Source organism: Desulfobotulus mexicanus, assembly GCF_006175995.1.
Classification (GTDB): domain Bacteria; phylum Desulfobacterota; class Desulfobacteria; order Desulfobacterales; family ASO4-4; genus Desulfobotulus; species Desulfobotulus mexicanus.
Genome location: NZ_VDMB01000001.1, coordinates 262,013 through 286,829, shown reverse-complemented (window position 1 = coordinate 286,829; position 24,817 = coordinate 262,013). Strand labels below are relative to the sequence as shown.

The following is a 24,817-nucleotide window of genomic DNA, read 5'->3' as shown; positions in this document are numbered from 1 at the left end:
CCTGAGAATATTCATTTCTAAAGCAAGATACCCTTCCAATACCCACCCAACCACTTTAAAACAAAGATAATTTGCCAGAGCATCCTGTTGAGTCAGAAATATGTCAGATGCCATGGGGGCTGTTTTAGCCTAATGTTTCATCGTAGCATAATGGGTTCTGGTTTTTTTATGTAAACGAGCAGAAACTCTACATATCTTTTACGGAGACACTGTTCCGAAAACTGACTTATGATTTTAAACTGGAGGCAGCATGAAACGTTTTCTGATCTTTTTATTTCTGGCGCTTTTTGTGGTTGCGGGATGCAACAGCAGCAGTTCTTCAAGTAACGAAAACCCCACAAAACCTGACCCCACCAACCCTGTGACGCCGGACCCCGGCGGAGTTGATGATACAGGTGGCATCATGCCCGGTATCTGCGGCAAAATGTTCATGACCCCATCCACCTTCAGGAATGCTGCCTTTGCCGGTGCGCCGTCCGGTTATTCTTTCAGTGATGAAGAAAGTGAATGCACTGATTACGGTGGCACCTATGAAATCCGCTTTGCCAGTGGTCAGCAGTTTGTCATGATGGAGCTAGAATCTCTCTGGGGCGGCAGAACCCCCACATGGAGCCCCGGTGCGGAACGATTTAAACTTGACGGAATGGATGCGGAATACATGGAAATGTCCACGGGAAGCATAAACTTGGGCTATCTTGCTATCCATTTACCCTACATTGAAGCTTCCCTTTTAATTTCCAGTACAGGAATAAGGAACAGGGCAGACCTTGAAACCGTCGCAAGGAATACGGGACTGCTGAATAAAAGAGTACCTGATATTAAAGACAGTGACTGGCCCGTTGAAATTATTCCAAGTTACAGACTCAAAGGGATGGTTTATGAAATTACAAGGGACGATAATCCTGCAGAATCACCGGAACACCGCATACGCTTCAATATAAGTACCATGATGAACCCTGAGCTGAATGAGTCCTATAACAGAGTGAAAACCTTTGCTGTAGATGAAGGTGGTTTTCTGAGGTTTCCAGACAGTACAATACTTAACCTCCCCTTTGAAGATGAAGATCTTTACAAGGGAGGTCATAAGAATTTTGACTGGCCAGTACAATTCGAATACTTTATTAAATAATGAATAAAATATAATTTCAAAGGCCCATGCCCTTAAGGGTAGGGCCTTTTTTAATTTGAAGTTTTCGATAGGTAAATCATCTGGCTCTTGAAACGCCCCTCCCAGAACCTGCCGCTTATCCCCTCTTCCTGATTGGCTTTCCTTGCAATGGATTCATTGAGCATACGCATGAACCATGAAATATCAAAAAGGCGACTACGGTAAAGGCCAGCAAGCTCTGCAAGCTGATGCTGATCCGAATGGCTTAAATCCGAGTCTTGGGCAAGGTATCGTCTCACCACATCCGGGCCTTTAAAAAGCTGAACCCAGCGGGTGAACACCTCATGATCTGACCAGGAAAGGGCACGGTCTTCATCGGCACGCAAAACGATGTGATAATGATTACTTAAAATGGCATAGGCAGCCACATCAATGGAAAAGATGGCGGCAAGCTCCATGATGCGTTCTGCTATCCAGCCACGACGATGCTCAAAGTCCATGCCGGACTGTTTGTCTTTGCCACAGAGAAAAGCCCTGCGGACGCACCGACAGCTTACTTTCGACAGTAGTCTTGCATCAGTTTATAGATTTTTTAATACAAAAAGCTCAAAAAAACATTTGACAACATAAAATCCCTGCAATTATAGATTTTTATTTTGCAAGGAGGATATTGTGGAAGCCCCATTTCAGTTTGAGATAGCAGATGTTGATCACCTGCCCATCATTCGTAAGTTTGCAGAGAAACTTGGAATCTCGGATATTGTCAATGATATGGTTTCCACTGGTATGAATCTTGATGTTGGAAAAACTCTTATCTTTTTGATCCTGGATACATTGTCCGGCAGATCTCCTCTTTATCGGGTTGCAGACAGGTATACAGACTTGGAGGTGGAGGCCCTCATGGGTGCTGGCTTTGAGCCATCATCCCTCTTGAGCCACAATCTGGGACGCATGTTAGACTGTCTCCATGAAACAGGGACCCATAAGATTCTTTCTGCCATCTCCCATAGGGCTGTCAATGTTTTTAGTCTCAACCCCAAGGTATGGTATTTCGACACCACCTCTATTTCTCTTTATGGGAACGCATATCCGGAGCCAGAGCAGGATAGCGAGACACCTCATGTCACCCACGGTTACAGTAAAGACCATCGGCCGGATCTAAAGCAATTTTTAATCTCTCTCTTGTGTGTTGATCGGAATATACCGATGCTTGGCCGGGTAAAAAATGGGAACGCTTCTGATGTTACGCTCAATAATCAAGTGCTTACCGATGTATCAAAGTACCTTGCCGCCCACGGATTTGATGATAAGGCTACCATCTATGTTGCAGACTCTGCCATGGTGAGTGAAGATAACCTTGCAAAAGCGGATCAAATGCGGTTCCTAACCCGTCTCCCCGCCCGATACAAGGAATGCTCACGAGTAATTGAGGGGACCGTAGCTGAAAATACAAGGGACTGGCATCCAATCGGAGTCCTCTCGCAAGATCCGGGGAGTCCTAACCGTCCCGCTGCTGAATACGAATATAAGGAGACAACTGTTTCTCTCTATGGGAACACCTATCGGGCCATTGTCGTTCATTCCTCTGCCTATGATAAACGACGGCAAAAAGCTGTGGACCGTATGATCAATAAAGATCATGAGGAGACAAAGATCCGTTGTAAAAAAACCGGAGATGTTCTGTTTCATTGTGAAGAAGATGCTGAGGATGCGGCCCGCAGACTGGTAGAAACCCAATCATTTCTTCATAGCATTCAAACTCGGGTTGCCACTGTTTTTCTGTATGGAAAAGGACGCCCGCCTAAAGGAAAGGAGCGTAATCCACTCAGAACGGATTACCGGATTGAAACGGAAATATGCCAGAATGAAGAAACCATCACGAAACTACGTCGAGAGGCTGGTTGTATTGTCCTGTTGACCAACCTGGCATCTGAAGCTGAACGGGAAGAGTACGACGCTAAAGCCCTGCTTACGCTGTATAAGGAACAGTACGGTATTGAGCAGAATTTTGGATTTCTCAAAGATCCAGCCATCGTAGACGGCATTTTTTTAAAGAAACCGGAACGGATTGAGGTTCTCGGTCTGATCATGATTCTGGCTCTTATGATCTGGCGACTGATGGAACGGGAAATGAGACAATATCTCGACCGCACCGGAGAAGATCTGTCAGACTGGCCCAAACGCAGAACAACAAGACCCACGTCATTTATGATGACAACCAAATTTCATTCAATCAAACTTATCAGATTTGAAGGCAAGCTGATTTTGGCTCAGTCGTTCACTGAAACACAGAATGCATGGCTTAAGGCACTTGGGGTCAAGCCAGCTGATTTTTTGCCTCCACCAAATTAAAAAATCACTAAGGAGGCGTCAAAAAGGTGTTTAATGTAAGTTTAAAAATTAAAGCCCGCTATTTTTCCGTCTCAACACGTAAAAGAGAAGCCTTTTCAGGATTCAGCACCCTTGCAGCAAGGGTACTTAAGTCTTCGGCGGTCCAGGCCATATAGTCAGATATCAGGGTTCTGGCCCATTCCCGCAGCTCAGGCTTTTCTCCGGAACCATCCATGACGCCCATGAGCCAGTACATATTATTTTGTTGACGGGTTTTCAGATTGTTGATGAGGGGTCCCCTTACCCTTTCCAGAAGCTCCGGTGTCAACCCTCCCGCCCCCAGATCTGCTGCAAGGGAAAGGATGCGGTCTGAAACCCCCTCTGCTTCTTCGGGTGTCACGGAAACCCCTGCCATGATGCCGCCCCAGTCGACCCAGCCCGTATAATTCCAGTACCAGGCAAAGGGAGCGTAGGCAATACCCATATTTTCCCGGATTTCCTCACGCAGACTTTCCCTAAGGATTTGAGCCAGCAGATTCAGCCCCCGATGCTCCAGTGAAGAGGAACTGCCGCCAGTGGGAAAACCCCACTGCACAAGGCTTGCGGGCGGATGGGCATTGACCCTGACGGTTTTTGAAAGCCCGGAAGTAAAGACGGGGCTTTGGGCCAGAGGCTCATTAATCCTGCCATATGAAAGGGGTCTTTTTCCAAGAATACTACGCACAAGCCCTTCCACTTCCAGCATATCCATGTCCCCTGCCACGGAAATCTCCAGGGGAGCGGATGCTAAAACCGGAGCCAGCCAGCTTCGGATATCGTCTAAGGACCATAGCTCAGAAGCCTTGGCATCCGGCGGACAGAGCCTTGTATCGCCGCCGGTGAAAAAGCAGGGATTCTCCCGGCTAAACGTCCGGTCAATGCTCCCGGCCGCCTGCTCCAGCTCTCTCATATGACGATTTCTGGCAAGCTCAAAGGCCTCTTCCCTGAATCCCGGATCTTCCAGGCGGGCACGAAGGAGATGAAGCAGGGTGGCAAAATCGCCCTTCCGGGCCTCTCCGTCAAAAAATATTTCATGGGGCCCCATGCCCATGTTCAGGGCGATGCGTTTACCCGCAAGGGCCTGTTCCAGAGACTCCCGCCCGAGGGTACCCGTACCCGAAAGGTTCAGGGTCTCGGTGGCGATAAAGGAAAGACCGGGCCAGGGCTCACCGCTGCGGCCCGTACCCAGACGCACACGCATCCGCACCCGGCCCGCCTCGAAATCCGTCTGCCGGATATGGAGAAGGGTGCCGTCTTCCAGCAACAGATCCCGGATGCCAAGCCCTTCATCCTCCCAGACCTTTTTGACATCAGCCACTTTTTCCGGTTCAGGCAGATAGGGAAAGGTAAAACTTTCGGACCAGAGCCTGTCTTTTAAAATATCATCACCTGCGGCAATATAAATGGATCGCATCCGCTGTTTTGCCTGACCTTCGGGCAGATCCACCCCTTCTCCCAGCATGCGTACCAGCCTGTGAGTGCCGGACCAGAGCTGCCGGAAAGAGCGGTTCACTGCGGCCAATTCCACCTTCTCAAGAAAAGGAATCACCAGCGATGCCATGGCTTCAGGACATACAGGCACCTGATCCGTATAAAAATCCCGGAGAAACTCCCCTGCCAGCTCCCCGCTTTCCCTGCGCTGGGATGCCTCTGCCCTTTCCTCAAACCAGGCAATGAACTCCTGCCTTACCCTTTCCAGCTCCCCTGCGGTAAATCCATGCACCAGGGCCTCCCTCAGGGTTTTTGTGGCAATTTTGAGATTTTCTTCCCATGAATCCGGCCTTGAAACCATCCGCAGATCCGCAAGCCGGATACTTCCGAAAAGGTCATGGGTAAAGGCGGCAAGGGAAAGTACCGAAAGATCCCCCTCCTCCTTCAGCCGCTCAAGGCGCTGGGACAGCATACGCATGCCCATGTGACGCAGAAGAGCCTCCTTGTCCGACTGCATTGTATGGATATAAGGCTTTATGGATGAGACAGTGGAAATTCCAAGGCGCAGCTCTCCGCTTCCCGGTTCATTGTGATACATGAATTCAAGACCCCGATGATCCGGCATACCAATTTCAGGCTCCGGCAACAGGGGGCCACGGGACTTGAGATCCCCGAAGGCGGCATGGATCTTTGCCTGAACCTCAGCCAGATCCATATCCCCGACGCCAAGAAGCAGCATACGCTCCGGCCTGTACCAGGCATGGTAAAATGCCCTGAAATCTTTTGCATCTGCAGAGCGGATCACAGAAGCCAGACCAATGGGCGGCCTTTGGGGAATGCGGGTTCCCCTGAAAAGAAAGCCCTGCTCCGCCCGGTGCATGCGGTAGGCTGCTGAATTTCTGTCCCTTTTTTCGGCAAGGACAATGCCCCGCTCCCGCTCAATTTCTTCCGCCGGAAAAAGAAGTTCTCCTGCATAATCGGCCATGATCCGAAGACCCTGATCCAGGGTGTCGGATTTGCCTTCGGGAAGCACAATGTCATATACCGTCCGGTCGAAGGCCGTATGGGCATTGGTATCTCCGCCAAAATTCATGCCGATTTTCTGAAAAAAATGGATGAGACTGCCCGGAGGAAAGTGGGTGGAACCGTTAAAGGCCATGTGCTCAAGGAAGTGGGCCAGCCCTTCCTGACCTTTAGCCTCATGGCGGGAACCCGATCGTACCAGAAGGTGAAGATGCACCCTGCCCGAAGGATGGTCATTGGGAAAAAGGGCATAACGGAAACCATTGGGAAGCTCACCAAAAACCAGCTTCGGATGGGGAGAAAGATCCGACCTTTCCCATGCCCAGCCGGAAGAAGACTCCCCGGCAAAGGCCTGTGTGCCGCCAGATATAAGCAGCAGAATCAGACAGACAAAAAACAGGAATGTCTTGCGCATAATTTTCTCCTCTACCTTAAAAATTTACATCAATAGGATTCACCCACCCCGGCCTCCTCCATTGCCTGGATCCGGCTTAAAAGCCCCTTCACCCTAAGATCCCATCCCGGCTCCTCCGCAAGGAGGGCAAAAACCCTGCGGGCCTCACTGTAACGGCGAAGCTCCCTGAAACAGAGACCTTTTATATATAAAACTTCCGGAGTTTCTTTCAGGCCGGAGAGACTGGCCAGAGCAGCTGAAGGATCTCCCGCCTGCCGGTAAAGCCGGGCTGCCAGCATCCCTGCCTCCGGTCCACCGTTTTTCTGAAGAAGAAGCAGAGCATCCCGATACCTCCCTGCAGCCAGAAGATGGGGCAAAATATCCATTGCATCCAGGCCCGCCCTTTCCATTGCCCCTGCCGCCAGATGGGGAAGCCCTGCTGATGCATAGAGACCTGCCAGCATCTGCCAGTCCTCAGGACCGGGTTTTTTAAGAAAAAAAGCCGTTTCAAAGGCCAGTGCCGCCCTGCCGGTATAGCCTGCCATATGCAGGCCCGAAGCAAGAAGCTGCCAGTCTTCGGCACTCCCGCTTTCAAGGGCAAGACCTTCCATCTGCCGAAGAAGCTCAGGCTTTATGCCGCCTTCTGTCAGGGAAGCATGGACAAAAAGCCGCAGCCAGTCAGGGGGGGTATCGGCCTTAAGCCATTCGGCCATTTTTTCTTTCGCAGCCACAGCATCCCCGGCTTTAAAAAGGCATAGGGCAAGGCCGTAGGCATCCTTTCCCTCTTGGGAAACCTTCAAAGCCCTTTGAAAGGCATCCGCCCCGTCCTTCCACCGGTCCATCGCATGGAAGGTCCATCCCAGATTCCGCCACAGATCCGCACTCTCCGGTTCCAGACTCAAGCCCCGCTGAAAATCTTCCGCTGCCCCATCCAGCTCTCCCATGCGGAAACGGGCCGTGGCCCGAAGACTCCAGTAATGGGAAAGCCCCCCTAAGGAGGCCTCCTGGGAAGCCAGCACATCAAAGGCCTTTTCAGGTTTTTCGCCTTCAAGAAATAAGAGAGCCTGCTGTAAAACCCCTCGGGAAGCAAAGGCCGGAGGCGGTGCCAGAGCCATGGTTGACAGGCATATAAGGAGCAAACAAATAAAGCCACCTGACGGAGTGGAGATCCCCGGAAACAAAGCCATCACCCCAACCCTCTCCCATACTTCTCTATCCATCCGGCTCTCCGAAAACAAGGGGCAGCTCAAAGCGGGTAATCACATCCGCATCTCCAAGCCTGCCCGGCGTAAAGCGCCACCTGCGGGCCGCATCCAGGGAAACCGCCTCAAAATACCCCGGCGGGTCTGCGGATATGACCTGTACATCCCGCACCCGGCCCTCCCTGTCCACCTCCATGAGAAGACGTACCCGACCATGGCGGATACCCTGCCTTCTGGCGGCATGGGGAAAGGTGGGGACTACCCTGTGGATGGGACGGGGCATCGCATCCAGCTCTCCTGGACCATACACAGCATCGGCATCAACAAGCTGCTGCGGTGCAGGGGCATCGAGACTGCTGGTCAGGGAGGCCGCATCCGGAGGCCTTACATCCGGTATCACCTCGGCAAGGGTAAGCTCCCTTTTTAAAAAAAACGTATCCGGGAGACTCAGGACGGAATCATCAAAGGGCAGAGGTTCAAGCCTTTCAAGCTCCGGCAGCACAGGAATTTCCACGGGCCTTTCCGTTACAGACTCCGGTCTTTCATGGAACAGGTCCTGACTCAGGGTAACGGGCACACCCTCCCATGGCTCCTCAGGAACACCACTTTTACCGGAAACAAGAAAAAGACCAAAAATCAGCAGGGTAAGCCCGGCCCCCAGCCCCCAGCATACCAGCCAGACCGTAAAGGACCTCATTCCGGTCTCCGGGCTGCCAGAGCCAGATGCTGAACACCTGCCATGCGGCAGATATCCAGTACCCGCATCAGGGTGCCGGATGCAGCCTCCTTATCCGCCGCCACCACAACGGCAGCACCGGGATTTTTTGCGGCAAATTCCTGCATACGTCCCCGGAGTACTCCGGGGTCCACAGGCCTGTCCTCAAGAAATATTCTGCCCGAAGCATCCACCGCCAGAACCAATCGTACCTGATCCGAGGATACGGCACTCCGGGCCGAAGGCCGGTCCACAGGTACCGATGTTTCCCGTATAAAGCTGGCATTCACCACAAAAAAAATCAAAAGAATAAAAATCATATCCAGCAAAGGGGCCATATCCAGCCCCGGTGTGGCCCGTTTCCGCATCTGCCGCAACCGTCTTTTCACAGGCCCCTCCTTTTCCATATTACCATATGCCGCCTTTCCAGAAGATGGGCCATGAGAATACCCGGAATGGCTGCCAGAAGCCCCGCCTGTGTGCTCACCAGAGCCTGGGCAATTCCCCCGGCCATGGCCCTGTCCCCTGAAAAGCCTTCGGCATGCAGCCCTGCAAACATGGTGATCATGGCAGATACGGTACCCATCAGTCCCACAAGGGGAGCGGCAACGGAGAGGATGCGGATAGCCCGGATGCGGTGGACAATGAGATCAGAACCCAAAGAGAGCTCTTCACAAAGACCCAGATCCCTGAAGGTCCGAAGGCTTAAAGCCCAGATGGCAGCAGACATCAGGGCCAGCAGCCATATCCATATGCCGCCCGTCATCCATGCATCCCGGAAGGTGCTTATCCACACAGGTCCTGTCATGGCTATACCTTTTCCCCATCCGGATTATCAGACACTTTTTCCATAAGGGACAAAGCTTCTGCTGCCCTGTCCTCTGCATCCAGAGCCAGCCTTTCAGCCCTTCTCGAAAGCAGATGATGGGCCAGAAGCAAAGGCACGGCCACGGCCAGACCCCACTGGGTGGTAACCAGTGCTTCGGAAATGCCTCCGGACATGAGCCGGATATCCCCGGCACCCATTCGGCTCATGACACGAAAAGACGCCATCATGCCCGTTACCGTTCCCAGCAGGCCCAGCATGGGCGCCAGTGCGGCCATCACACCGAGGCTGGCAATACCCCGCTCCATTCTATCCGACCAGCCCGCCACGGCACTTTCCAGCATCTGTTCCCGGACTTCAGGGGCCTCATCCCTGAGATCCGCAGCCATGACAAGCATGGAAAGTCCCGGACTCTTTGCCGCCCTTAAACCCCAGTCCCCCTGCCTGCCATGCAGTCTGTCCTTTATCACCATGGCCGCATCGCCTCTGAAAAAGGAAAGGCGGAAAAGATCAAAGGCACGGACAATAAAAATTATGATACCCGCTACCCCCAGAAAAAGGATGGGCCAGATGAGAAGTCCCCCTTCCCTTACCCGGTCACGCAACCCCCTGCCGCCGCTTTCCGTATCCAGAACCGTACCTCCGGAAAGATCCACAGGAAGCATCCCTCCCCCTTCTCCGGTCAGGGCCCTTTCAATGGCACGACCCTCGGAACGGGAAGGCAGCCTCCGGGCCTGCTTATACATTTCCCCGCTTCCGTGGCTTACAAGAAAAAGGGGACGGCCTCCGGCATCCTGCCCCATGGCGGCCAGGGCTCCAATACGCAGCACCTGAGCTTCATGCATGCGACCATCCCGGCCCATAAAGGAATGACTTTCCACTGCCGTGGTGTCGGAAGCCCTGAGATGAAAATCCAGGGTTTCAAGAAAGGAGCGAAGGCGGTCTTCCGGGGCATCGCCTTTGGGTTTCAGAGACTTAAGGGGCAGGGTGATGCCGGAACCCAGCAGGGTTTCAAAACGGTCTGCAGCATCGGCCATCATGGCCAGCAGGGCCATTTCCGTACTACGGGAAGTCTCCCTTTCGGCCTCTGCCTGCCGGGTGCGGGCCATCAGAGTATCCAGATCTGCCTTTTTTTTACGGTTTGCCGCCTCTAATTCCCTGATTTCTGTTTCCAGAGACTTTCGCTGTGCGGCAAGGTCCTCCCTTTCCTTCCCAAGAATCTGACGCTGCAGCGCCGCATCTTCCCTAACCCCCTGAAGAACCCTGTCCTGGGGCAGGAGCTTTTCCCCATGGGATGGAGAAAAGAGAAAAAGAATCAGCACAAGACTTATAAAAACAGAGCGCATCACGGAACCTCCTGCAAAGAAACGGGCAGGGAAATCAGCTCCGTGGGCATGCGCCTCTCTACCATGGCCAGGGCCCTTTCCACAGCCCTGGCCTCCCTGCTCTCCAGCAGATGAAAGTTGCGGGTCTCTCCATCCCAGCGGGCCACAATGTCACCATCCGGGGAAAGAAAGAAAAGGCCTGCGGCCCCCAAATGCAAAAAAAGCCCCCTGAGGGTCTCCCCCTCCTTTTCCCATATGCCCGGTTCCATATCCGGAAAAACCCCGAGGTTCAGCTCCGCTTCCATGCAGTCCAGAAGCAGACGGAAGCGGTCTTCTGTATTTTTCTCTCCGTCTTCCATGGCCTCACGCAACCTTTGAACCCGCATCTTCCGGGCTTCCATCCCAAAGGGCGGCAGGGTTTCCATTCGTTCTTCCAGTGCAGCCGCAAGTTTGCCAAGCATGGGCTCCACCAGACGGGCCACCCTGCCGGGATCACTGGCCGCCTCCAGCCCCTCCAGTTTCTGGTGCTGACCGGCAATGCGTTTTTCCAGCATATGGTTTTCAAAATGAAGGGCTTCGACCTCCATGCGTAAACGCATAAGAAAGGCTTCTTCCTCCTGACGCTCCCTTAAAAAGGCATCGGCCTCTGCCTGGGCATCCAGGGCCACGGTAAGGACTGAATCCATTTCTTCCAGAACACCCGCCTGCACAACCCTGCCTGCGGACAGAAGACAAATACCTGCAAGACAGAGGCAAAAACATGACTGTCTGATTTTTTTCATAAGCTCCCAGCCTTCACAAGATCTAACTTCTGAGTAACTTCAAAAGTTACTTTATGACAAAACGCCGTAACACGGCGTGGGTTGCTGTGCAGCAAAATGAATTCCGAAATTCCAACCCTGTAATTGCAGCAGCTTCGTGCTTTTGCAAGGCCCCCTGGCTATATGCAAGTGACATTGCAATCGTTTCGGATCAGAGCTTAGAAGGCCTGTGCGAAAGAAGCGGCAAACTGTCTGAGCTGCCACAAGGCAGCGTACTTAAGCCTGCTATGGTAATAAAAAAGCTCATCCTGCCTGTGGCTGCGAGTTTTTGCCGCTTCCGCACAGGACAAGAAGCTCCCGAATAAGATTGCGTCACGGGCAAATAGCCTGGGGGCCTGTGCATCTGCCTGACAGGTATTGTACTTGGAAAACTGTGCTGAACAATTACCACAAAACAAAAACTATGCAAAATCTCCCCTCAGAGCCTTCACCCGCTCCTCAAGCAGCTCTGCTGAAGCCATTTCCGGAGCCACGGCCTCTCCTGCCACAAGCCCCACCCTGGACCGGAAACGCCCCTTGAATTTCATGGCACCCTTTCCCTCGTGGCTGAAAAAGGACCCCCACAGCCCCTGAAGGGCCATGGGCACCACAGGCACAGGGCTTCTGGAAAGAATATGCTCAATGCCCGGCCTGAAAGGATTCATTTCACCATTTTTTGTCAGCCGGCCTTCGGGAAAAATACATATGAGGTTACCTTCGGCAAGTTCCGAAGCAACGCTGTCAAAGGCCTTCTCAAAAACAATGGGATCTTCTTTTTTACTGCATATGGGAATGGTTTTTGCGGCACGGAACAGGGCGTTCAGAACTGGAAGCCTGTAAATGGCCCTTTCCATGACAAAACGCACAGGCCGCCTGCATGTACCTGCAATGAGCAGGGCATCCACAAAGCTTACATGGTTTGCAACCAGCACAGCAGGGCCTTCTTCGGGTATGTGATGCAGATTTTCACTGCGCACCCGGTACATGGCACGGGTAAGGAGATACACCACAAAGCGCAAGAGAAACTCAGGCACCTGAATATACACATAAAGGGCCACCACAAGGTTCATGATGGCCAATACGAGAAAATAATGGGAAATAGCCAGCTCAAAAATGGAAAGAAAGACAATGCCCGCAAGGGCACTTCCCACCATGAAAAGTGCATTGAAAATATTATTGGCGGCAATGACTCTGGCCCGCTGGCCTGGTTCTGCCCGCTTCTGCAGGAGGGCATACAGGGGAACAATAAAGATACCACCCGCAACACCTATCAAGCCCAGACATATCAATACAGCCAGACCGTGGGGCTGGGCCAGAAATGCCCCGATGTTCATCAGCTCGCCCGTTCCCGGCTCCGGGCTGACGGAGTAAAGGGCAAGGCCTGCCAGACTGATACCCATAGACCCCATGGGCACAAGACCCAGTTCCACCCTATCCGACGAAAGACGTTCACAGAGCATGGAACCAATTGCCACCCCTACGGAAAAAGCCACGAGAAGGGCCGTCACAACGGTATTATCCCCCATGAGGACACTTTTTGTAAAATTGGGGAACTGGGTCAGATAACTGGCTCCGAGAAACCAGAACCAGCTGATGGCCATAATGGAAAGGTAAAGGGTTCTGTTGGCATAACTGATGCGGACAATTTCCAGGGTCTGGGACCAGGGAGCAAAGGAAAATGATGATGCCGCCCCCACTTTTCCTACAAAGGGAATCATGCGGCTGGCAAGGTATCCCAGAAGGGAAAAAAGAACGATCATCACACCCGTCCACAGTGCGGCATTTTCAAAGCCCACCAGGAGTCCTCCGGCAATGGTGCCCAGTAAAATGGCAAGAAAGGTTCCCATTTCCACCCAGGCATTCCCCGCGAGAAGTTCTTCATCATTCAGCAATTGTGGAATCACCGCATATTTTACAGGCCCGAAAAAAGCAGACTGGGTCCCCATGAGAAAAAGAAGGCCCAGAAGAATAAAATAAAGGTGAAAATAAAAGGCCAGAGCCGCAAGGGCCATCAGGATCATTTCCGTAATCTTCAGCGCACGGATCAGGCGGGTTTTGCAGACACCATCGGCAAGGCTGCCCGCTGTGGCAGAAAAAAGAAGAAAGGGCAGAATAAAAAGACCTGCGGCAAGGTTCATAGTGAAATTGGTGTCCCAGGGCAGAGCCGATGCTGCGGTAAAGGCCAGGAGAAGCATCAGGGCATTTTTAAAGACATTGTCATTGAAGGCCCCGCTTGCCTGAGTAAGAAAAAAAGGAAGAAAGCGCCTGCTCACAATAATTTTACCTGCTATCATATTATTTATCCCCTGTGATCTGATGAGCCTGTCTCTTTTCACGCCCCGGATGTGTTTTCAGGATACATGGAAATAATCTATGGCCGGATACGATCTGCCCTTATCACTTCCTGATGGCTGTACATGCGGGCCACGGCCTGACGAAAAAGCCGCAGATCTTCCGGAGAAAGCTTTTCAATGATATTTTCCTCTCCCATGGGATCTTTTTCAAGGTCAAAAAAATATTCTTCTTCCAGCTCCGCACCGTAAACGTATTTTTTTCTGCCCTGCAGAACCACAAAAAACTGACCATTATAAGGCTGAACCAGATAATGCATCCTTTCTTCATCATCCCAGAAAACAGACTGCCCCATCCATGGCCATGTACCGGCAATACCCAAAAGATCCATCAGGGTAGGTGCAATATCCACCTGGGTGTATGGCCTGTCTTTAATGCGCCCCGGTTTAAGCTTCTCCGGCCAGACAATCAGAAGAGGTGTACGGAAATTGCTCTCGCCGAACCCCACCTGGGGAGCATAGGTGCCGGACTCTCCCATGGGATGGCCATGGTCTCCGGTGATGATCACCAGCGCCTCCCGCCCCCCGGGCACCCCATGCAGTTTTTCAAAAAACACCTTCAACCAGGCATCCGTGGCAGCAAGGGAGTTCATATAAAGATCCCGGTAAGATTCAGGAGCATCCACCACCCGCATTTCCGACTCCGGGAGGCCTGAAAATCCCATGTGATTGGTGATGGTGGCAAGGGCACAGAAAAGGGGCCTGTCCCCATCCCTTTTTTTCTCGAGATCCCCGAAAACCTTCTCAAAAAAAACATCCTCCTGCAGCCCCCATGGACTCCAGAGGGCATGGGAGGGTACACCTTCCAGCATATCCTGATCCATGGCCCGGACAATCTCAAACCCGTTTTTCTCAAAAAAAGGCCCTGTATTATCATAAAGAATATCATACTGGGCCTGATAAAAGGCCGTCTGATACCCTTCATTTGCGAGAACTTCCGGGAGACAATTCAGACGGATTTTTGGAAACTGTTCCATTATTTTTCCCCGGATGGCGGGAAGCACTGAACAGAGGGTGGCCACATGGCCCTTGGCCGTTTGAATTGAGTTACCGTAAAAGGACTCCACATAGACCCCTTTTTCCAGAAGACTATTAAAAAATGGCGTAACCGCCCTTTCACCGTGGGCATATTCCACAAAAAAGGGATTAAAGGACTCCACCATGATAAGATAGATATCGGGCAGAGCCTCGGACCGACTGTGTCCTGATGTTAAATTTTGAAGATAAGAAAAAGAGCCTTCCCCATGGATACGGCTTTCCATAATAAAAGCGGCTGCGGTATTTCCTGTGAATACACCGATACTTCTCTGGAGAAGATATCCCCCCTGGTCCGTAAGCCGCAGGGGCAGAATCAGCATCAGGACCATCAGGGCACCCGGTATCACAGGAGAAAAAATCTTTTTTCCCGACCCTGCTCCCAGATGAAAAAAAGACAGAATAAGAAGAATCAGGGGAATGAGAAAGAAATCACTGACCTGAAAAACCGAGGAAAGCACATAAAAGACTTCCCCCGGAGAGCTCAGTGCCCCGGCATTATCCAGTAAAATGACAGGATCAAAATATGCCCTCACACGGATATGATAAAAACCCGCAAGGATCTGTACAGCCAGCAGCAGCCAGAGTACGGAACGCCCCCATCTTCGTTTTTTGTGAAAAATCCTGGCGCAGAATTCCCCCGCCACCAGAGTAAAAAACAAACCGGAAGCCATAAGCCTCACCTGAATGATATCCAGAGGAAAGCCAAACCCGCTGATTTGCTTGTCCATCACCTTGATATAAAAAAGCAGCTGTATCAGAAGGGCCAGCAGAGTAAAGGGTGCCAGGGAAAAAGACAGACCCCCTGCATATCCTGGAAATCTCATTAAAGTAAAAACCTGTCTTTTGGATTGACGGAATATAGCAGTATAATCTGCTTAAAAAAGCCTGGAAACAGAAAAGGAGCAATACCACAACTTTGACCTTACCGCCAGCCATCATTTAAGATATAGTCACAGGAAAAACAGACACTTCACCAACCCTGCACCAGGCTCTCAGGCAGCCTCCGTTAACCCGGCCCGAGAACCGTATTGACAGACACCGATGCCCCGGTGTATGCCCCCACTCAGCAGAATTGCCTGACCCCTTAGGCTCCTTTTTTCATCCCCATAAAGCTACCCAATGTTTCAGAAAGATAAAAGCATCCATGCAGACGGTACTTTTGTTTCTCATCACAGGTCTCTTTGCTGGGTTTATGCTCCGCAGGCTACCCCGGCTGCTGCACAGGGCAGATCAGGCTGCCAGCCTTGCGGTTTATCTTCTTCTTTTTTTTCTGGGGCTTGCCGCAGGGCTTCAGCCTGAAATTCTCTCGGCCATAGGCCCAACCGGATTCTATGCCCTCATCCTCAGCCTTGCGGCCACAGCTGGCAGCATTCTGCTGGTCTGGCCCCTCTACCCCCTTCTTTTTAAAACTCAGAAGAAATCTCCGGATCAAAAAATAAGATGAGCAGCTTTAAAATAATAGCGGCTTTTTTTGCAGGGCTGGGCTGCGCCCTTCTTCTGCCCTTTTTTCAAAAACTTCCTGCGGAAACCCTTTCCAGCATGGCCCTCTATCTGCTTCTCTTTCTTGTGGGAGTAAGCATTGGAGGCAGAAGGGAAACCCTTCAAATGTTACGGGGTATCCGGCCCTCCCTTCTACTACTTCCCCTGATGGTTGCCTCAGGTTCCATACTGGCCCCCGGCCTTGTGGCAGCCCTTTTCCTTCCCCTGTCATTTCAAGAAGGAGCTGCCGTGGGGGCAGGCATGGGATACTATTCCCTTTCCAGTATTCTCATTACAAAAATATCCGGAGAAACCCTTGGTCTCATTGCCCTGCTTTCCAACATTTTCAGGGAAATCCTTGCCCTCACTATGACCCCACTTCTGGTGCGCTACTGCGGCAGGCTGTCGGGCATAGCCGCAGGTGGAGCAACGGCCATGGATACCACCCTGCCTGTCATTGTAAGATTCACGGGCAAAGAATTTGCCATCATCGCCGTATTCTCCGGCCTTGTCCTTACCCTATGCACCCCAGTTCTGGTAACGGCCATTCTCTCTTACGGAGCTTGATCTTACAGACTTTCTTCATTATAAAGAACCGGTCGTATATAATATTAGTCCCCTGCCATAAACAAACGGGCCCCAGAATCCGGCCCCTGATTTCATAACCCTTTTCCAAACCGGGGCTGCAAAAAAGCCACCCCAAGGAGATTTTCATGACTTTGTACAATGCGGATTTTGAAAAGGCCATACAGACAGGCCGTCCGCCCAATATCACCCGCCTTTTTCCCAACTCCAAAGCCCTTCTGGTCAGCGGTAAATACATTGACAATGCCATGATCAGAAAAGGCCAGTGCATGACCATTGCCGCCAATGCCAGAAGCCATGTCATCATCCGCGGCGTTCTTCAGGCGGCCCAGAAAGCCAACTCAGCCATCATCATTGAAATTGCAAGGTCCGAAGGCGGAGCCGATGCTTACTGCCCTGTAAGCCTCTGGAACATGGCCCGTCAAGTGGATGCCATTGCCAATGAACTGGGCATTACCATCCCCGTGGCCATACACGCCGACCACTACGGCATCAAAAAAGAAAGTGATCTTCCCGGTGCCCGCAGGGAAATTCCCTCCCTCTTTGAGGCTGGCATCACCTCCATTGCCATTGATGCCTCCCACATGCCCGATGATCTCAACCTTCTCACCAATATTGCCGTTGCCGACCTCATCCCTTCCTGGGCCGGACTCGAAACAGAAGTAGGTGAGATCAAAGGCAATCAGGGTCTTTCCACACCACAAGAAGCCCTCTTCCTCATTCAGGGCCTCAACGCCCACGGTATTTTCCCCAACTGGATTGCCCTTAACAACGGTACCACCCACGGGATTGAAGCCAATGAAGACGGCATACAGATTGAACTGACCTCAGAAATCCATAAGGCCCTTGCTCCTTATAAAATATCCGGTGCCCAGCACGGCACTTCCGGCAATGATGCGGAAAAACTCCGACGCATTGCAAAGGAAACCGCCACCACCAAGGCCAATGTGGCCACAGCCCTGCAGATGATAGGCTGGGGCATGGAAGTCAACCCCTTTGGTAATGCAGTGATGGATGAAAAGGGTGATGTGAAAAAAATTATCGGAGAGGGTCTGGATGACAGCCTATGGGCGGAAATGAAAGCCTATGCCGATGAAAGGGGCATCAAGGGAAGCAACTTCAAAAAACTCAACCTTCCCTTTGAAAATAAAATTCTAGGACAGCCCAAGGAAATCCGGGACCGCATGGCTGCCCGCATTGAAGCCTTCACCTATGATCTTCTGGTGAATGTGTTCAATGCAAAGGATACGGCGGATCTTGTCATGGAAGAAATCCTTGAAAAAAAGAGTTTTGATCCCGGCCCCAAAGCCCAGCGCATTGAAGACCCCGCAGACTGGACAAGGGAAAAAATCATACACAAAGCCTCCCTCATGGACACGGATAAAGGCCCTGACGGAGACTTTGACGAATAAGTGCCCGATTCTGTTCTCCGGCAGTCTTCTTAAGGCACATAAGAGACTGCCGGATCAGAGCCATAGTAATTCGGATTCTGCAAAAATCAGCAAAAAAAGGTTTTAAGGAAAAAATATGCAGAAAAAAATATTCTGCCCCTTCTGCGCCGGTTCCCTGAAAGAGCATTTCACCGAAGGCCGGATGCGGTCCTGCTGCGGCAGCTGCGGAAAAATCATGTATGAAAATCCCATCCCGGCAGCATGCACCCTGGTTCTGAACAAGGAAAACCATCTTCTTCTGGTCAAGCGCGGTGTTCCGCCCAAAGAAGGAGAATGGTGTCTTCCCGGCGGCTTCATGGAGCTGGAGGAAGGCCCCGAAGAGACAGCCTTGCGGGAACTGAGGGAAGAAACTGGATTACAGGGTAAAATAGATAAGCTCATAGGTGTAACAGCCCACCCAAGTGCCATGTACGGAGCCGTACTTATTACAGGTTTTCTTGTACGCAGCTTTTCAGGCAACCCGGAATCAGGAGACGATGCCGAAGACATTGCCTTCTTTCCCATGGACCAGCTGCCACCCCTGGCATTTGACAGCCATATGCGCTTTGTGCGTATATATCGGGATCTTTATATGTCCTGAATCTGAAAAAAACATCCAGTTCAGTTTATCTGACCGTATAAAATGCAAAATCATCAGAAACCATAGAATCTTTTTTTAAAAAAATGTGCAAAGTAAAACAAAAGGACTAAAGCTCCCCTTTTTAAAGGCCGATAGTATAACCAGCATAAAGGAGTGGGCCATGCATGTACCGAGCTACCAGATTCACAATGTACTGAAGCTCTACAGTCGGCAGATAACCCAGGACCGCCTTAAGGATATGAATGGCACAAACCCTGACTCCGAAAATTCTGCGACCCTTTCAGCTGAAGGCAAACGGGAGAGCATGATACATAAAATAACATCAGACATTGTGGAGAAAATCACCAGAGACGGTTCACAGGAAACAGATAAAAAAGAGACACAGGTAAAAAAAGAAAAAAGCACGAGAGAATCCGAAGCATCTGCATCCTGTGATTCCAGGACAAAGGAATTCATCTATAACACCCTGGATAATGAGAACAGAAAAAAAACGCAGAGGGTCTCTCTGGAAGGGGCTGAAATTGTACTCAAACGGCTGGATACCTTTTAATTTTATACAGTATAAAACATACATAATAAATCATACCCGGCCGAAAATCTTTTTTTAACAGATATTCAAGGATCAGGGTCCGTATAAAATTCGGTACAGATCAAAAAAGATTTTCGGGCAGATATGATGCAAAGGGAAGGGAGGAAATCATGAAAATTCATACAATGCTGTCGGGGGCCAAAACAAGCTCTCTTACAAAAGAGTTACAGCAGGACAGGGAAAAAGCAAAGGGCAGCCACAAAGCCCAGGCCGAAAACAAAGCAGACAGGGTGAGTATTTCCAGCGACTCAAGGGAAGTCATGGAAACCAGACAGACGAACTCCAGAACTGTGGGAGACCTGCGTTCAGAGCGTATTGAAAAACTCAAATACCAGATTCAGAGCGGTACATATACGCCGGACCCGGAACGTATTGCCAAAGCAATGTTCTCTGCCCACAGAGATTCCATGATATAGAAAAATGTTCCTCCTTAATGCCCGTAAATCTTCCGGTAGGAAAAAAGTTCCTACCGGTTTTTGTCCGCTGATGGTATCCCCTCCCCTGCCCCTTTCCTTCAGACCATGTATGTGCCCGAATTGTTCTCCCTTAAAAAACTGTAATACAGACATCTTCAGGCTGCAGATAATAAAGAATCAAGCCCAATAAAGGCCTGCCAGTAAAAAAACATTCCTGCTGAGTTTAAGTCTGGCACTACATTTGCTAAAAATACTTCCTAAAGAGATTCCCCTTTGAATAAGGAGGCCGTATGGACCGCATTACAAACCGCCCCGAATATACACCGGCCCCTGATATCCGAAATACGGAAAAGGATTCGTCCAGTAAAACTTCCGGAACGGGCTTTCAGGATGCCCTCAAAACGGCCATGACTCCCATGACACCATCTTCCAGCAGCATGACGGTACAATCTCCCCTGCCGCCCCCCAGAACCATGGGCTTTGCCGGACTTTTTGATTCTTCCAGTATGGAAGACCGTACCCGGGATCTTGTGAGTAACATGGAAAGATTTTCTTCTGCCCTGATGAACCCTGATCAGGGAATCCGTGAGCTGAAAACCATGATTGAAGCCCTGGAAAAAGAAGCCGAAACCCTTATGAAGGAAAGCATGGAACAGGAGGAAAACCCTTCAGGCAACCTTGCAAAGAGAACAGCACTTCTGGCCAGGGTGGAAGTGGAAAAATTCCGCAGGGGAGACTTCTTCTGAATTCTTTCACCGGAAAAGAACACCTGTACAGCAAAAAAGGCCTGTTCTGAAGTCCTGCCCTAAATGATACAAGTTTTTTTCCGCTGGCTGCCCCGGCTCAGCCACCGTTCAATGGCCCGGTTGTTGTCCTTCCATAATCGGGCCAAAGACCTTGATATGGCCAGACGCAAGGCCTGATCCAGACATGGTTTTTACGGCCCTCTTTTGTGCAGGGGCACCCTTCACGGGTGCCCGCAAAAATACGAAAAGAGTTACACGAACATTTTTCCACCTCAGGCGGTCACCAGCTTCTGCGTACGGCCACACCCGATCCATGGAGATCGTCCTTAATTCCGGGAATGGTGTAATCTCCATAATGCACCATGGAAGCAATGAGGGCTGCATCTGCCATTCCCTTTGTCAGCACCTCTGCCAGATGGGCGGGAATACCACCTCCGCCGGAAGCAATCACGGGAATGGGTACTGCTTCCGAAATCATGGCCGTCAGGTTCAGCTCATAGCCATCCCGTGTTCCATCGGCATCAATGGAATTCAGACAGATCTCCCCTGCCCCCAGCCGTACAACCTCCTCTGCCCAGGCCAGAGCATCCATGCCGGTATAGGTTCGGCCGCCGTTTATAACCATTTCATAACCCGAAGGGATTTTTTCGCTTTTATCCACCTTCTTCACATCCATGCCCACCACAATACACTGACTGCCAAAGGCCTCAGCCCCTTCGGAAATAATACGGGGATTTTTGATGGCCGCAGAATTCACGCTTACCTTTTCAGCACCCGCCAGCAGCACATCCCGCATATCAGAAACCGAAGCAATACCGCCGCCCACGGAAAAAGGAATAAAAATATTTTCTGCCACCCTGCGCACCACATCAATCATGATGCCCCGTTTTTCATGGGATGCGGTGATGTCATAAAAAACCAGTTCATCGGCACCGCTTTCATAATAATGACGGGCCATTTCCACAGGGTCACCGATATCCACATTGTTTTCAAAACGGATTCCCTTGGTGGTTCTGCCTTCCCGGACATCGAGACAGGGAATGATGCGTTTTGTCATGGCGCTTTTCATACTTCTCCCCCCCACCTGCAGAAATTATCCAGAAGCCGCAAACCCGGTTTTCCGCTTTTTTCCGGATGAAACTGGGTAGCCACAAGATTAGCAAAGCCCATGGCTGAAACAAACTCAATGCCATAGGGCGTTGTTGCCAGCACATGATCCGGGTTTTCAGGCTCAGGATAATAGCCATGGACAAAATAAAAGGCATCCTCCCCGCCGATATCCGACAATACTGGATGCGCCTTTTTCACCTGGACCCTGTTCCATCCCATGTGGGGAATCTTTAAGGCTCTGTCCGCATCATCCTTCATGGACGCGGAAAAAGCCCTTACCCTTCCGGGAATCAGGCCGAGACAGGGAACATCCCCTTCCTCACTGAACCCCGTGATAATCTGGGTGCCCAGACAGATCCCCAGCAAAGGCATCCCTGCGACCATCACCTGATGCAAAACAGTATCCAGCCCATAGTTTTTAAGGCTTTCCATGGCAGATGCCGCAGCCCCTACTCCTGGGAAAATCACCCTGTCCGCCTGAAGAATCTCATCGGCTGCACGGGTGATCCGATAGGCATGACCCAGATGGGCCAAAGCCCTTGCCACGCTGGTCAGGTTACCGGCGTCATAATCTATGATCGCAATCATGGCTTTCCTTTTTTATTTCACTTTTCTTGGCATCCTGCCACAGATGTTCCAGAGCTTCCTGCCCCACAGAAGCTGGCTCTTTACCAGTTTCTGCAAGGGCTGCCTCCATATGCTGAAAACGGCAGGTAAATTTTGCCACCATCTCCCGCAGGGCTTCTTCCGGCTCAATATTTCTAAACCTTGCCACATTCACAAGGGAAAAAAGCAGATCCCCGAATTCCATGGCTGCTTCCTGCTCAGAATTTTTGTCCACAGCATCCTGAAATTCAGCCATTTCTTCCTTAACTTTGTCCCAGACAGCGGACTCCTTCTCCCAGTCAAAACCACAGGCCGCCACCTTCCGGGAAACCTCCATGGCCAGAGACAAAGCCGGCTGACTCCGGGGAATACCTGAGAGCAGAGATTTTTTTTCATTCCCTGCCTTTTCTTCGGTTTTAATTTCTTCCCAGCGCCGGGCCACCTCAGATACGGTATCCAGCTGTTCCGATCCAAAAACATGGGGATGGCGGCGGATCAGCTTGTCTTCTATGCGCCTGATCACATCGGAAAAAGAAAAAAGACCCTTTTCCTGATACAGAAAAACAATAAAAAGGAGCTGAAACAATACATCCCCCAGCTCCTCACAAACAGCATCAGCCCGACCTTCCCCAATGGCATCGGCCAGCTCATAACCTTCATCGAGAAAATATTTCACCATGGTTTCAGGTGTCTGCTTTCTGTCCCAGGGACATCCCCCCTCACCCCGCAGGCGCTCCAGAATTTTCCACAGGGGAGCTGTGCTATAAAAATCCGGATTCATTTCAAACTCATTTTTTTTCAAAACGTCCTTTTTCCTTTTCCTGCCATGCTTTTTTTAAGGAACCTGCCTTTTCATAAAACTGTTTTTTCATATCCTCAGGCACCAGTGCAGCCAGCCCTTCGGATACCACAAGAATATCAGGAGCAAGACGGGATTCCGGAAGAAGGCTGTTTTCCTTTGGCAGAAAGGATGCCAGAGCCACCAGAATAACAGAAACTATCAATACACCCTTTACAAAACCGAAGCCTCCCCCTGCCAGACGATCCACCCAACCCAGAAACACCACGGAAAGCACGGTGCGGATCAGAGAACCCAGCAGGGCAACCAGAATAAAAATCCCAAGAAAAATGCCAAGAAAGGCCAGCATTTTTGCCAGCTCGAGGTCCGTAAACCAGCGGGAGATCATTTCCGTCAGCATAGGATAATAGGTATAGGCCGCATAAAAACCCGCCAGTACACCAATAATGGAAGAGACCTCCCGAATCAGCCCCCGGAAAATACCACGGATCAGACAGAAACCCACAATACAGAGTATGGCAATATCCAGCGGATTCATAAAATACACCTTTCAGGGGAAAAGAAAATGGAACGGTCCATATACAGCAAAGAGAAATTGCAGGATTTTTCGTAACAGATCCCCCCCATGCCGTCAATAAAACGGAACCTCTTTCACTGATTCTGATGTTTGCCTTTGGAAAAGGGAATATGCTATGAAGGTATGTCCGAAAGGATGAGTCTGGCCGGACCGCCGGACACCATTGCCCCACCCCCGAAAAGTCTTAAGGGGACTGGGGCTCCGTGCTTTCTTAAGGCCGGCATACGTCAACACAGGACGGCGCACTCCGCCGAACAGGTATGAAAAACCAGAAAACAAACAGCATTCAGGCAAACCATGCCTTTGATGACCCCATGCTTGCACGCCAGCTCTTTGGCGAGCAGAACAGAAACCTCCACCGCATTGCTTCAAGCCTTGCCATTACCCTGCACTCCAGAGGAGACCAGCTTCTCATGGAAGGTCAGGCTTCCCAGATCCAGCTTGCCAGAAAAATTCTGGATCAGCTCTACGGTCTCCTCCGCAGCGGATACCCCATATACCCCAATGACATAGACTACGCAGTTCAGGCCATTCAGGCCAACGACAGGGTAAACCTCAAGGATATCTTTCTGGATACCATCTACGTCACTGCAAACAAACGCTGCATCACACCCAAAAACCCCAACCAGAAAAACTACATCGAGGCCATCCGCGGTCATGACATTGTATTCGGCATCGGCCCTGCGGGCACGGGTAAAACCTATCTGGCCATGGCCATGGCCGTTGCAGCCCTCAGCCGGGGAGAGGTAAACCGCATCATCCTGACCCGGCCTGCGGTTGAAGCCGGGGAATCCTTAGGTTTTCTTCCCGGAGACCTTGCAGAAAAGATTGACCCCTACCTCCGTCCCCTTTATGATGCATTGCATGATATGATGAAGTTTGAAAAGGCCGAGGGTTTTATCCAGCAGGGAGTCATTGAGGTGGCCCCGCTGGCCTTCATGAGGGGCCGGACCCTAAACGATGCTTTCATTATTCTGGATGAGGCCCAGAACACCACAACGGAACAGATGAAGATGTTTCTCACCCGCATCGGTTTCAATTCAAAAACCATTGTGACAGGAGATGTCACCCAGATAGACCTGCCCAGCAAAAAAAAATCCGGCCTGCTACAGGCTGTGGACATCCTCCAGGGAATTGAGGGGATTGCCTTTACCTTTTTTGATCAAAAGGATGTGGTGCGCCATCACATCGTTCGGCGCATTATCAATGCCTATGAAAAACTCCAGGCAAAGGAGAACGGCATGGAGGAATTCCTGCCGCTGTCACCATGACGAATATTTCCCAACGGAAAAAAGC

At 50.9% G+C, this 24,817-nt stretch carries 25 protein-coding genes; 11 read left to right on the top strand and 14 right to left on the bottom strand.

From position 1 onward, the window contains the following. Nucleotides 1-250: 250 nt before the first annotated feature. The gene (locus FIM25_RS01235; protein ID WP_139445336.1) at nt 251-1,129 is read left to right on the top strand and encodes a lipoprotein; all 879 of its coding nucleotides are present in this window, start codon (nt 251-253) and stop codon (nt 1,127-1,129) included. A 50-nt stretch (nt 1,130-1,179) separates the two neighbouring features. Here the strand turns inward: FIM25_RS01235 and FIM25_RS01230 are convergent, their stop codons facing one another. Continuing rightward, nucleotides 1,180-1,608, bottom strand: a complete 429-nt coding sequence (locus FIM25_RS01230) for a hypothetical protein (protein ID WP_139445334.1) — start codon at nt 1,606-1,608, stop codon at nt 1,180-1,182. Nucleotides 1,609-1,780: 172 nt separating this feature from the next. On the opposite strand from FIM25_RS01230, the gene FIM25_RS01225 reads away from it, so the two are divergent. After that, nucleotides 1,781-3,460: an IS1634 family transposase gene (locus FIM25_RS01225; protein ID WP_139445332.1), complete on the top strand. Its 1,680-nt coding sequence runs from the start codon at nt 1,781-1,783 to the stop codon at nt 3,458-3,460. Between the two features lie 58 nt (nt 3,461-3,518). On the opposite strand, the gene FIM25_RS01220 is transcribed toward FIM25_RS01225, so the two are convergent. From FIM25_RS01220 to FIM25_RS01190, 7 genes are read right to left on the bottom strand one after another with little or no spacing between them, the layout of a single operon-like run. After that, the gene (locus FIM25_RS01220) at nt 3,519-6,347 is read right to left on the bottom strand and encodes a M16 family metallopeptidase (RefSeq protein ID WP_139445330.1); all 2,829 of its coding nucleotides are present in this window, start codon (nt 6,345-6,347) and stop codon (nt 3,519-3,521) included. A 29-nt stretch (nt 6,348-6,376) separates the two neighbouring features. Beyond that, nucleotides 6,377-7,546, bottom strand: coding sequence for a tetratricopeptide repeat protein (locus tag FIM25_RS01215; RefSeq protein WP_139445329.1), 1,170 nt, complete (start codon nt 7,544-7,546; stop codon nt 6,377-6,379). After that, nucleotides 7,539-8,225 carry an energy transducer TonB gene (locus FIM25_RS01210; RefSeq protein ID WP_139445327.1) on the bottom strand — a complete coding sequence of 229 codons (687 nt, stop codon included), beginning with the start codon at nt 8,223-8,225 and terminating at the stop codon, nt 7,539-7,541. The genes FIM25_RS01215 and FIM25_RS01210 overlap by 8 nt, the downstream gene beginning before the upstream one ends. Next, complete coding sequence (locus FIM25_RS01205) at nt 8,222-8,632, bottom strand: ExbD/TolR family protein (RefSeq protein ID WP_179953067.1); 411 nt, start codon at nt 8,630-8,632, stop codon at nt 8,222-8,224. The genes FIM25_RS01210 and FIM25_RS01205 overlap by 4 nt, the downstream gene beginning before the upstream one ends. Next, the gene (locus FIM25_RS01200; protein WP_139445324.1) at nt 8,629-9,051 is read right to left on the bottom strand and encodes a MotA/TolQ/ExbB proton channel family protein; all 423 of its coding nucleotides are present in this window, start codon (nt 9,049-9,051) and stop codon (nt 8,629-8,631) included. Before FIM25_RS01200 ends, FIM25_RS01205 begins: the two co-directional genes overlap by 4 nt. A 2-nt stretch (nt 9,052-9,053) precedes the next feature. After that, nucleotides 9,054-10,415 carry a MotA/TolQ/ExbB proton channel family protein gene (locus tag FIM25_RS17485; protein ID WP_246051942.1) on the bottom strand — a complete coding sequence of 454 codons (1,362 nt, stop codon included), beginning with the start codon at nt 10,413-10,415 and terminating at the stop codon, nt 9,054-9,056. Beyond that, nucleotides 10,415-11,176, bottom strand: a complete 762-nt coding sequence (locus tag FIM25_RS01190; protein ID WP_139445322.1) for a DUF3450 family protein — start codon at nt 11,174-11,176, stop codon at nt 10,415-10,417. Before FIM25_RS01190 ends, FIM25_RS17485 begins: the two co-directional genes overlap by 1 nt. A 53-nt stretch (nt 11,177-11,229) precedes the next feature. On the opposite strand from FIM25_RS01190, the gene FIM25_RS01185 reads away from it, so the two are divergent. Further along, nucleotides 11,230-11,520 carry a hypothetical protein gene (locus FIM25_RS01185; RefSeq protein ID WP_139445320.1) on the top strand — a complete coding sequence of 97 codons (291 nt, stop codon included), beginning with the start codon at nt 11,230-11,232 and terminating at the stop codon, nt 11,518-11,520. 96 nt (nt 11,521-11,616) lie between these two features. On the opposite strand, the gene FIM25_RS01180 is transcribed toward FIM25_RS01185, so the two are convergent. Then, on the bottom strand, nt 11,617-13,488 hold the full coding sequence (locus tag FIM25_RS01180; protein WP_139445318.1) for an MFS transporter: 1,872 nt from the start codon (nt 13,486-13,488) through the stop codon (nt 11,617-11,619). A gap of 77 nt (nt 13,489-13,565) precedes the next feature. Next, a complete protein-coding gene (locus FIM25_RS01175; RefSeq protein ID WP_139445317.1) occupies nt 13,566-15,407 on the bottom strand; it encodes an LTA synthase family protein in 1,842 nt (613 codons plus the stop codon). Nucleotides 15,408-15,727: 320 nt separating this feature from the next. Between FIM25_RS01175 and FIM25_RS01170 the strand changes: the two genes are divergently transcribed. The 7 genes from FIM25_RS01170 to FIM25_RS01140 all read left to right on the top strand — a co-directional run bounded on the left by FIM25_RS01170 (nt 15,728) and on the right by FIM25_RS01140 (nt 20,429). Further along, a complete protein-coding gene (locus tag FIM25_RS01170; protein ID WP_139445315.1) occupies nt 15,728-16,027 on the top strand; it encodes a LysO family transporter in 300 nt (99 codons plus the stop codon). Further along, nucleotides 16,024-16,629 (top strand): LysO family transporter, encoded by a 606-nt coding sequence (locus FIM25_RS01165; protein WP_139445314.1) that lies wholly within the window; start codon nt 16,024-16,026, stop codon nt 16,627-16,629. The genes FIM25_RS01170 and FIM25_RS01165 overlap by 4 nt, the downstream gene beginning before the upstream one ends. 146 nt (nt 16,630-16,775) lie before the next feature. Next, nucleotides 16,776-18,059 carry a class II fructose-bisphosphate aldolase gene (locus FIM25_RS01160; protein WP_139445312.1) on the top strand — a complete coding sequence of 428 codons (1,284 nt, stop codon included), beginning with the start codon at nt 16,776-16,778 and terminating at the stop codon, nt 18,057-18,059. 115 nt (nt 18,060-18,174) lie between these two features. After that, nucleotides 18,175-18,678, top strand: coding sequence for an NUDIX hydrolase (locus tag FIM25_RS01155; protein ID WP_139445310.1), 504 nt, complete (start codon nt 18,175-18,177; stop codon nt 18,676-18,678). Between the two features lie 160 nt (nt 18,679-18,838). Beyond that, nucleotides 18,839-19,228, top strand: a complete 390-nt coding sequence (locus FIM25_RS01150; protein ID WP_139445308.1) for a DVU0524 family FlgM-associated protein — start codon at nt 18,839-18,841, stop codon at nt 19,226-19,228. A gap of 149 nt (nt 19,229-19,377) precedes the next feature. Further along, nucleotides 19,378-19,683 carry a flagellar biosynthesis anti-sigma factor FlgM gene (flgM, locus tag FIM25_RS01145; RefSeq protein ID WP_139445306.1) on the top strand — a complete coding sequence of 102 codons (306 nt, stop codon included), beginning with the start codon at nt 19,378-19,380 and terminating at the stop codon, nt 19,681-19,683. 290 nt (nt 19,684-19,973) lie between these two features. Then, entirely contained in the window at nt 19,974-20,429 is a 456-nt protein-coding gene (locus FIM25_RS01140; protein ID WP_139445304.1) for a hypothetical protein, read from the top strand. A 280-nt stretch (nt 20,430-20,709) separates the two neighbouring features. Here the strand turns inward: FIM25_RS01140 and hisF are convergent, their stop codons facing one another. The 4 genes from hisF to FIM25_RS01120 are packed head-to-tail and all read right to left on the bottom strand — an operon-like array spanning nt 20,710 to nt 23,482. Then, nucleotides 20,710-21,498 (bottom strand): imidazole glycerol phosphate synthase subunit HisF, encoded by a 789-nt coding sequence (gene hisF / locus FIM25_RS01135; protein ID WP_281279277.1) that lies wholly within the window; start codon nt 21,496-21,498, stop codon nt 20,710-20,712. Beyond that, nucleotides 21,495-22,127, bottom strand: a complete 633-nt coding sequence (gene hisH / locus FIM25_RS01130) for an imidazole glycerol phosphate synthase subunit HisH (protein ID WP_139445302.1) — start codon at nt 22,125-22,127, stop codon at nt 21,495-21,497. Before hisH ends, hisF begins: the two co-directional genes overlap by 4 nt. Then, complete coding sequence (gene mazG, locus FIM25_RS01125; RefSeq protein WP_139445300.1) at nt 22,105-22,947, bottom strand: nucleoside triphosphate pyrophosphohydrolase; 843 nt, start codon at nt 22,945-22,947, stop codon at nt 22,105-22,107. Before mazG ends, hisH begins: the two co-directional genes overlap by 23 nt. Then, nucleotides 22,934-23,482, bottom strand: coding sequence for a CvpA family protein (locus tag FIM25_RS01120; protein ID WP_139445298.1), 549 nt, complete (start codon nt 23,480-23,482; stop codon nt 22,934-22,936). Before FIM25_RS01120 ends, mazG begins: the two co-directional genes overlap by 14 nt. A 299-nt stretch (nt 23,483-23,781) precedes the next feature. Between FIM25_RS01120 and FIM25_RS01115 the strand changes: the two genes are divergently transcribed. Next, nucleotides 23,782-24,792 carry a PhoH family protein gene (locus FIM25_RS01115; protein ID WP_139445296.1) on the top strand — a complete coding sequence of 337 codons (1,011 nt, stop codon included), beginning with the start codon at nt 23,782-23,784 and terminating at the stop codon, nt 24,790-24,792. The last annotated feature ends 25 nt before the right edge of the window (nt 24,793-24,817 follow it).

What these genes read in the sequence shown, in the direction of transcription:
- FIM25_RS01235 (WP_139445336.1), top strand. Translation starts at nt 251, where the DNA reads ATGAAACGTTTTCTGATCTTTTTATTTCTGGCGCTTTTTGTGGTTGCG.
- FIM25_RS01230 (WP_139445334.1), bottom strand. Translation starts at nt 1,608, where the DNA reads ATGGACTTTGAGCATCGTCGTGGCTGGATAGCAGAACGCATCATGGAG.
- FIM25_RS01220 (WP_139445330.1), bottom strand. Translation starts at nt 6,347, where the DNA reads ATGCGCAAGACATTCCTGTTTTTTGTCTGTCTGATTCTGCTGCTTATA.
- FIM25_RS01215 (WP_139445329.1), bottom strand. Translation starts at nt 7,546, where the DNA reads ATGGATAGAGAAGTATGGGAGAGGGTTGGGGTGATGGCTTTGTTTCCG.
- FIM25_RS01210 (WP_139445327.1), bottom strand. Translation starts at nt 8,225, where the DNA reads ATGAGGTCCTTTACGGTCTGGCTGGTATGCTGGGGGCTGGGGGCCGGG.
- FIM25_RS01200 (WP_139445324.1), bottom strand. Translation starts at nt 9,051, where the DNA reads ATGACAGGACCTGTGTGGATAAGCACCTTCCGGGATGCATGGATGACG.
- FIM25_RS17485 (WP_246051942.1), bottom strand. Translation starts at nt 10,415, where the DNA reads ATGCGCTCTGTTTTTATAAGTCTTGTGCTGATTCTTTTTCTCTTTTCT.
- FIM25_RS01190 (WP_139445322.1), bottom strand. Translation starts at nt 11,176, where the DNA reads ATGAAAAAAATCAGACAGTCATGTTTTTGCCTCTGTCTTGCAGGTATT.
- FIM25_RS01185 (WP_139445320.1), top strand. Translation starts at nt 11,230, where the DNA reads ATGACAAAACGCCGTAACACGGCGTGGGTTGCTGTGCAGCAAAATGAA.
- FIM25_RS01180 (WP_139445318.1), bottom strand. Translation starts at nt 13,488, where the DNA reads ATGATAGCAGGTAAAATTATTGTGAGCAGGCGCTTTCTTCCTTTTTTT.
- FIM25_RS01175 (WP_139445317.1), bottom strand. Translation starts at nt 15,407, where the DNA reads ATGAGATTTCCAGGATATGCAGGGGGTCTGTCTTTTTCCCTGGCACCC.
- FIM25_RS01170 (WP_139445315.1), top strand. Translation starts at nt 15,728, where the DNA reads ATGCAGACGGTACTTTTGTTTCTCATCACAGGTCTCTTTGCTGGGTTT.
- FIM25_RS01165 (WP_139445314.1), top strand. Translation starts at nt 16,024, where the DNA reads ATGAGCAGCTTTAAAATAATAGCGGCTTTTTTTGCAGGGCTGGGCTGC.
- FIM25_RS01160 (WP_139445312.1), top strand. Translation starts at nt 16,776, where the DNA reads ATGACTTTGTACAATGCGGATTTTGAAAAGGCCATACAGACAGGCCGT.
- FIM25_RS01155 (WP_139445310.1), top strand. Translation starts at nt 18,175, where the DNA reads ATGCAGAAAAAAATATTCTGCCCCTTCTGCGCCGGTTCCCTGAAAGAG.
- FIM25_RS01150 (WP_139445308.1), top strand. Translation starts at nt 18,839, where the DNA reads ATGCATGTACCGAGCTACCAGATTCACAATGTACTGAAGCTCTACAGT.
- flgM (WP_139445306.1), top strand. Translation starts at nt 19,378, where the DNA reads ATGAAAATTCATACAATGCTGTCGGGGGCCAAAACAAGCTCTCTTACA.
- FIM25_RS01140 (WP_139445304.1), top strand. Translation starts at nt 19,974, where the DNA reads ATGGACCGCATTACAAACCGCCCCGAATATACACCGGCCCCTGATATC.
- hisF (WP_281279277.1), bottom strand. Translation starts at nt 21,498, where the DNA reads ATGAAAAGCGCCATGACAAAACGCATCATTCCCTGTCTCGATGTCCGG.
- hisH (WP_139445302.1), bottom strand. Translation starts at nt 22,127, where the DNA reads ATGATTGCGATCATAGATTATGACGCCGGTAACCTGACCAGCGTGGCA.
- FIM25_RS01120 (WP_139445298.1), bottom strand. Translation starts at nt 23,482, where the DNA reads ATGAATCCGCTGGATATTGCCATACTCTGTATTGTGGGTTTCTGTCTG.
- FIM25_RS01115 (WP_139445296.1), top strand. Translation starts at nt 23,782, where the DNA reads ATGAAAAACCAGAAAACAAACAGCATTCAGGCAAACCATGCCTTTGAT.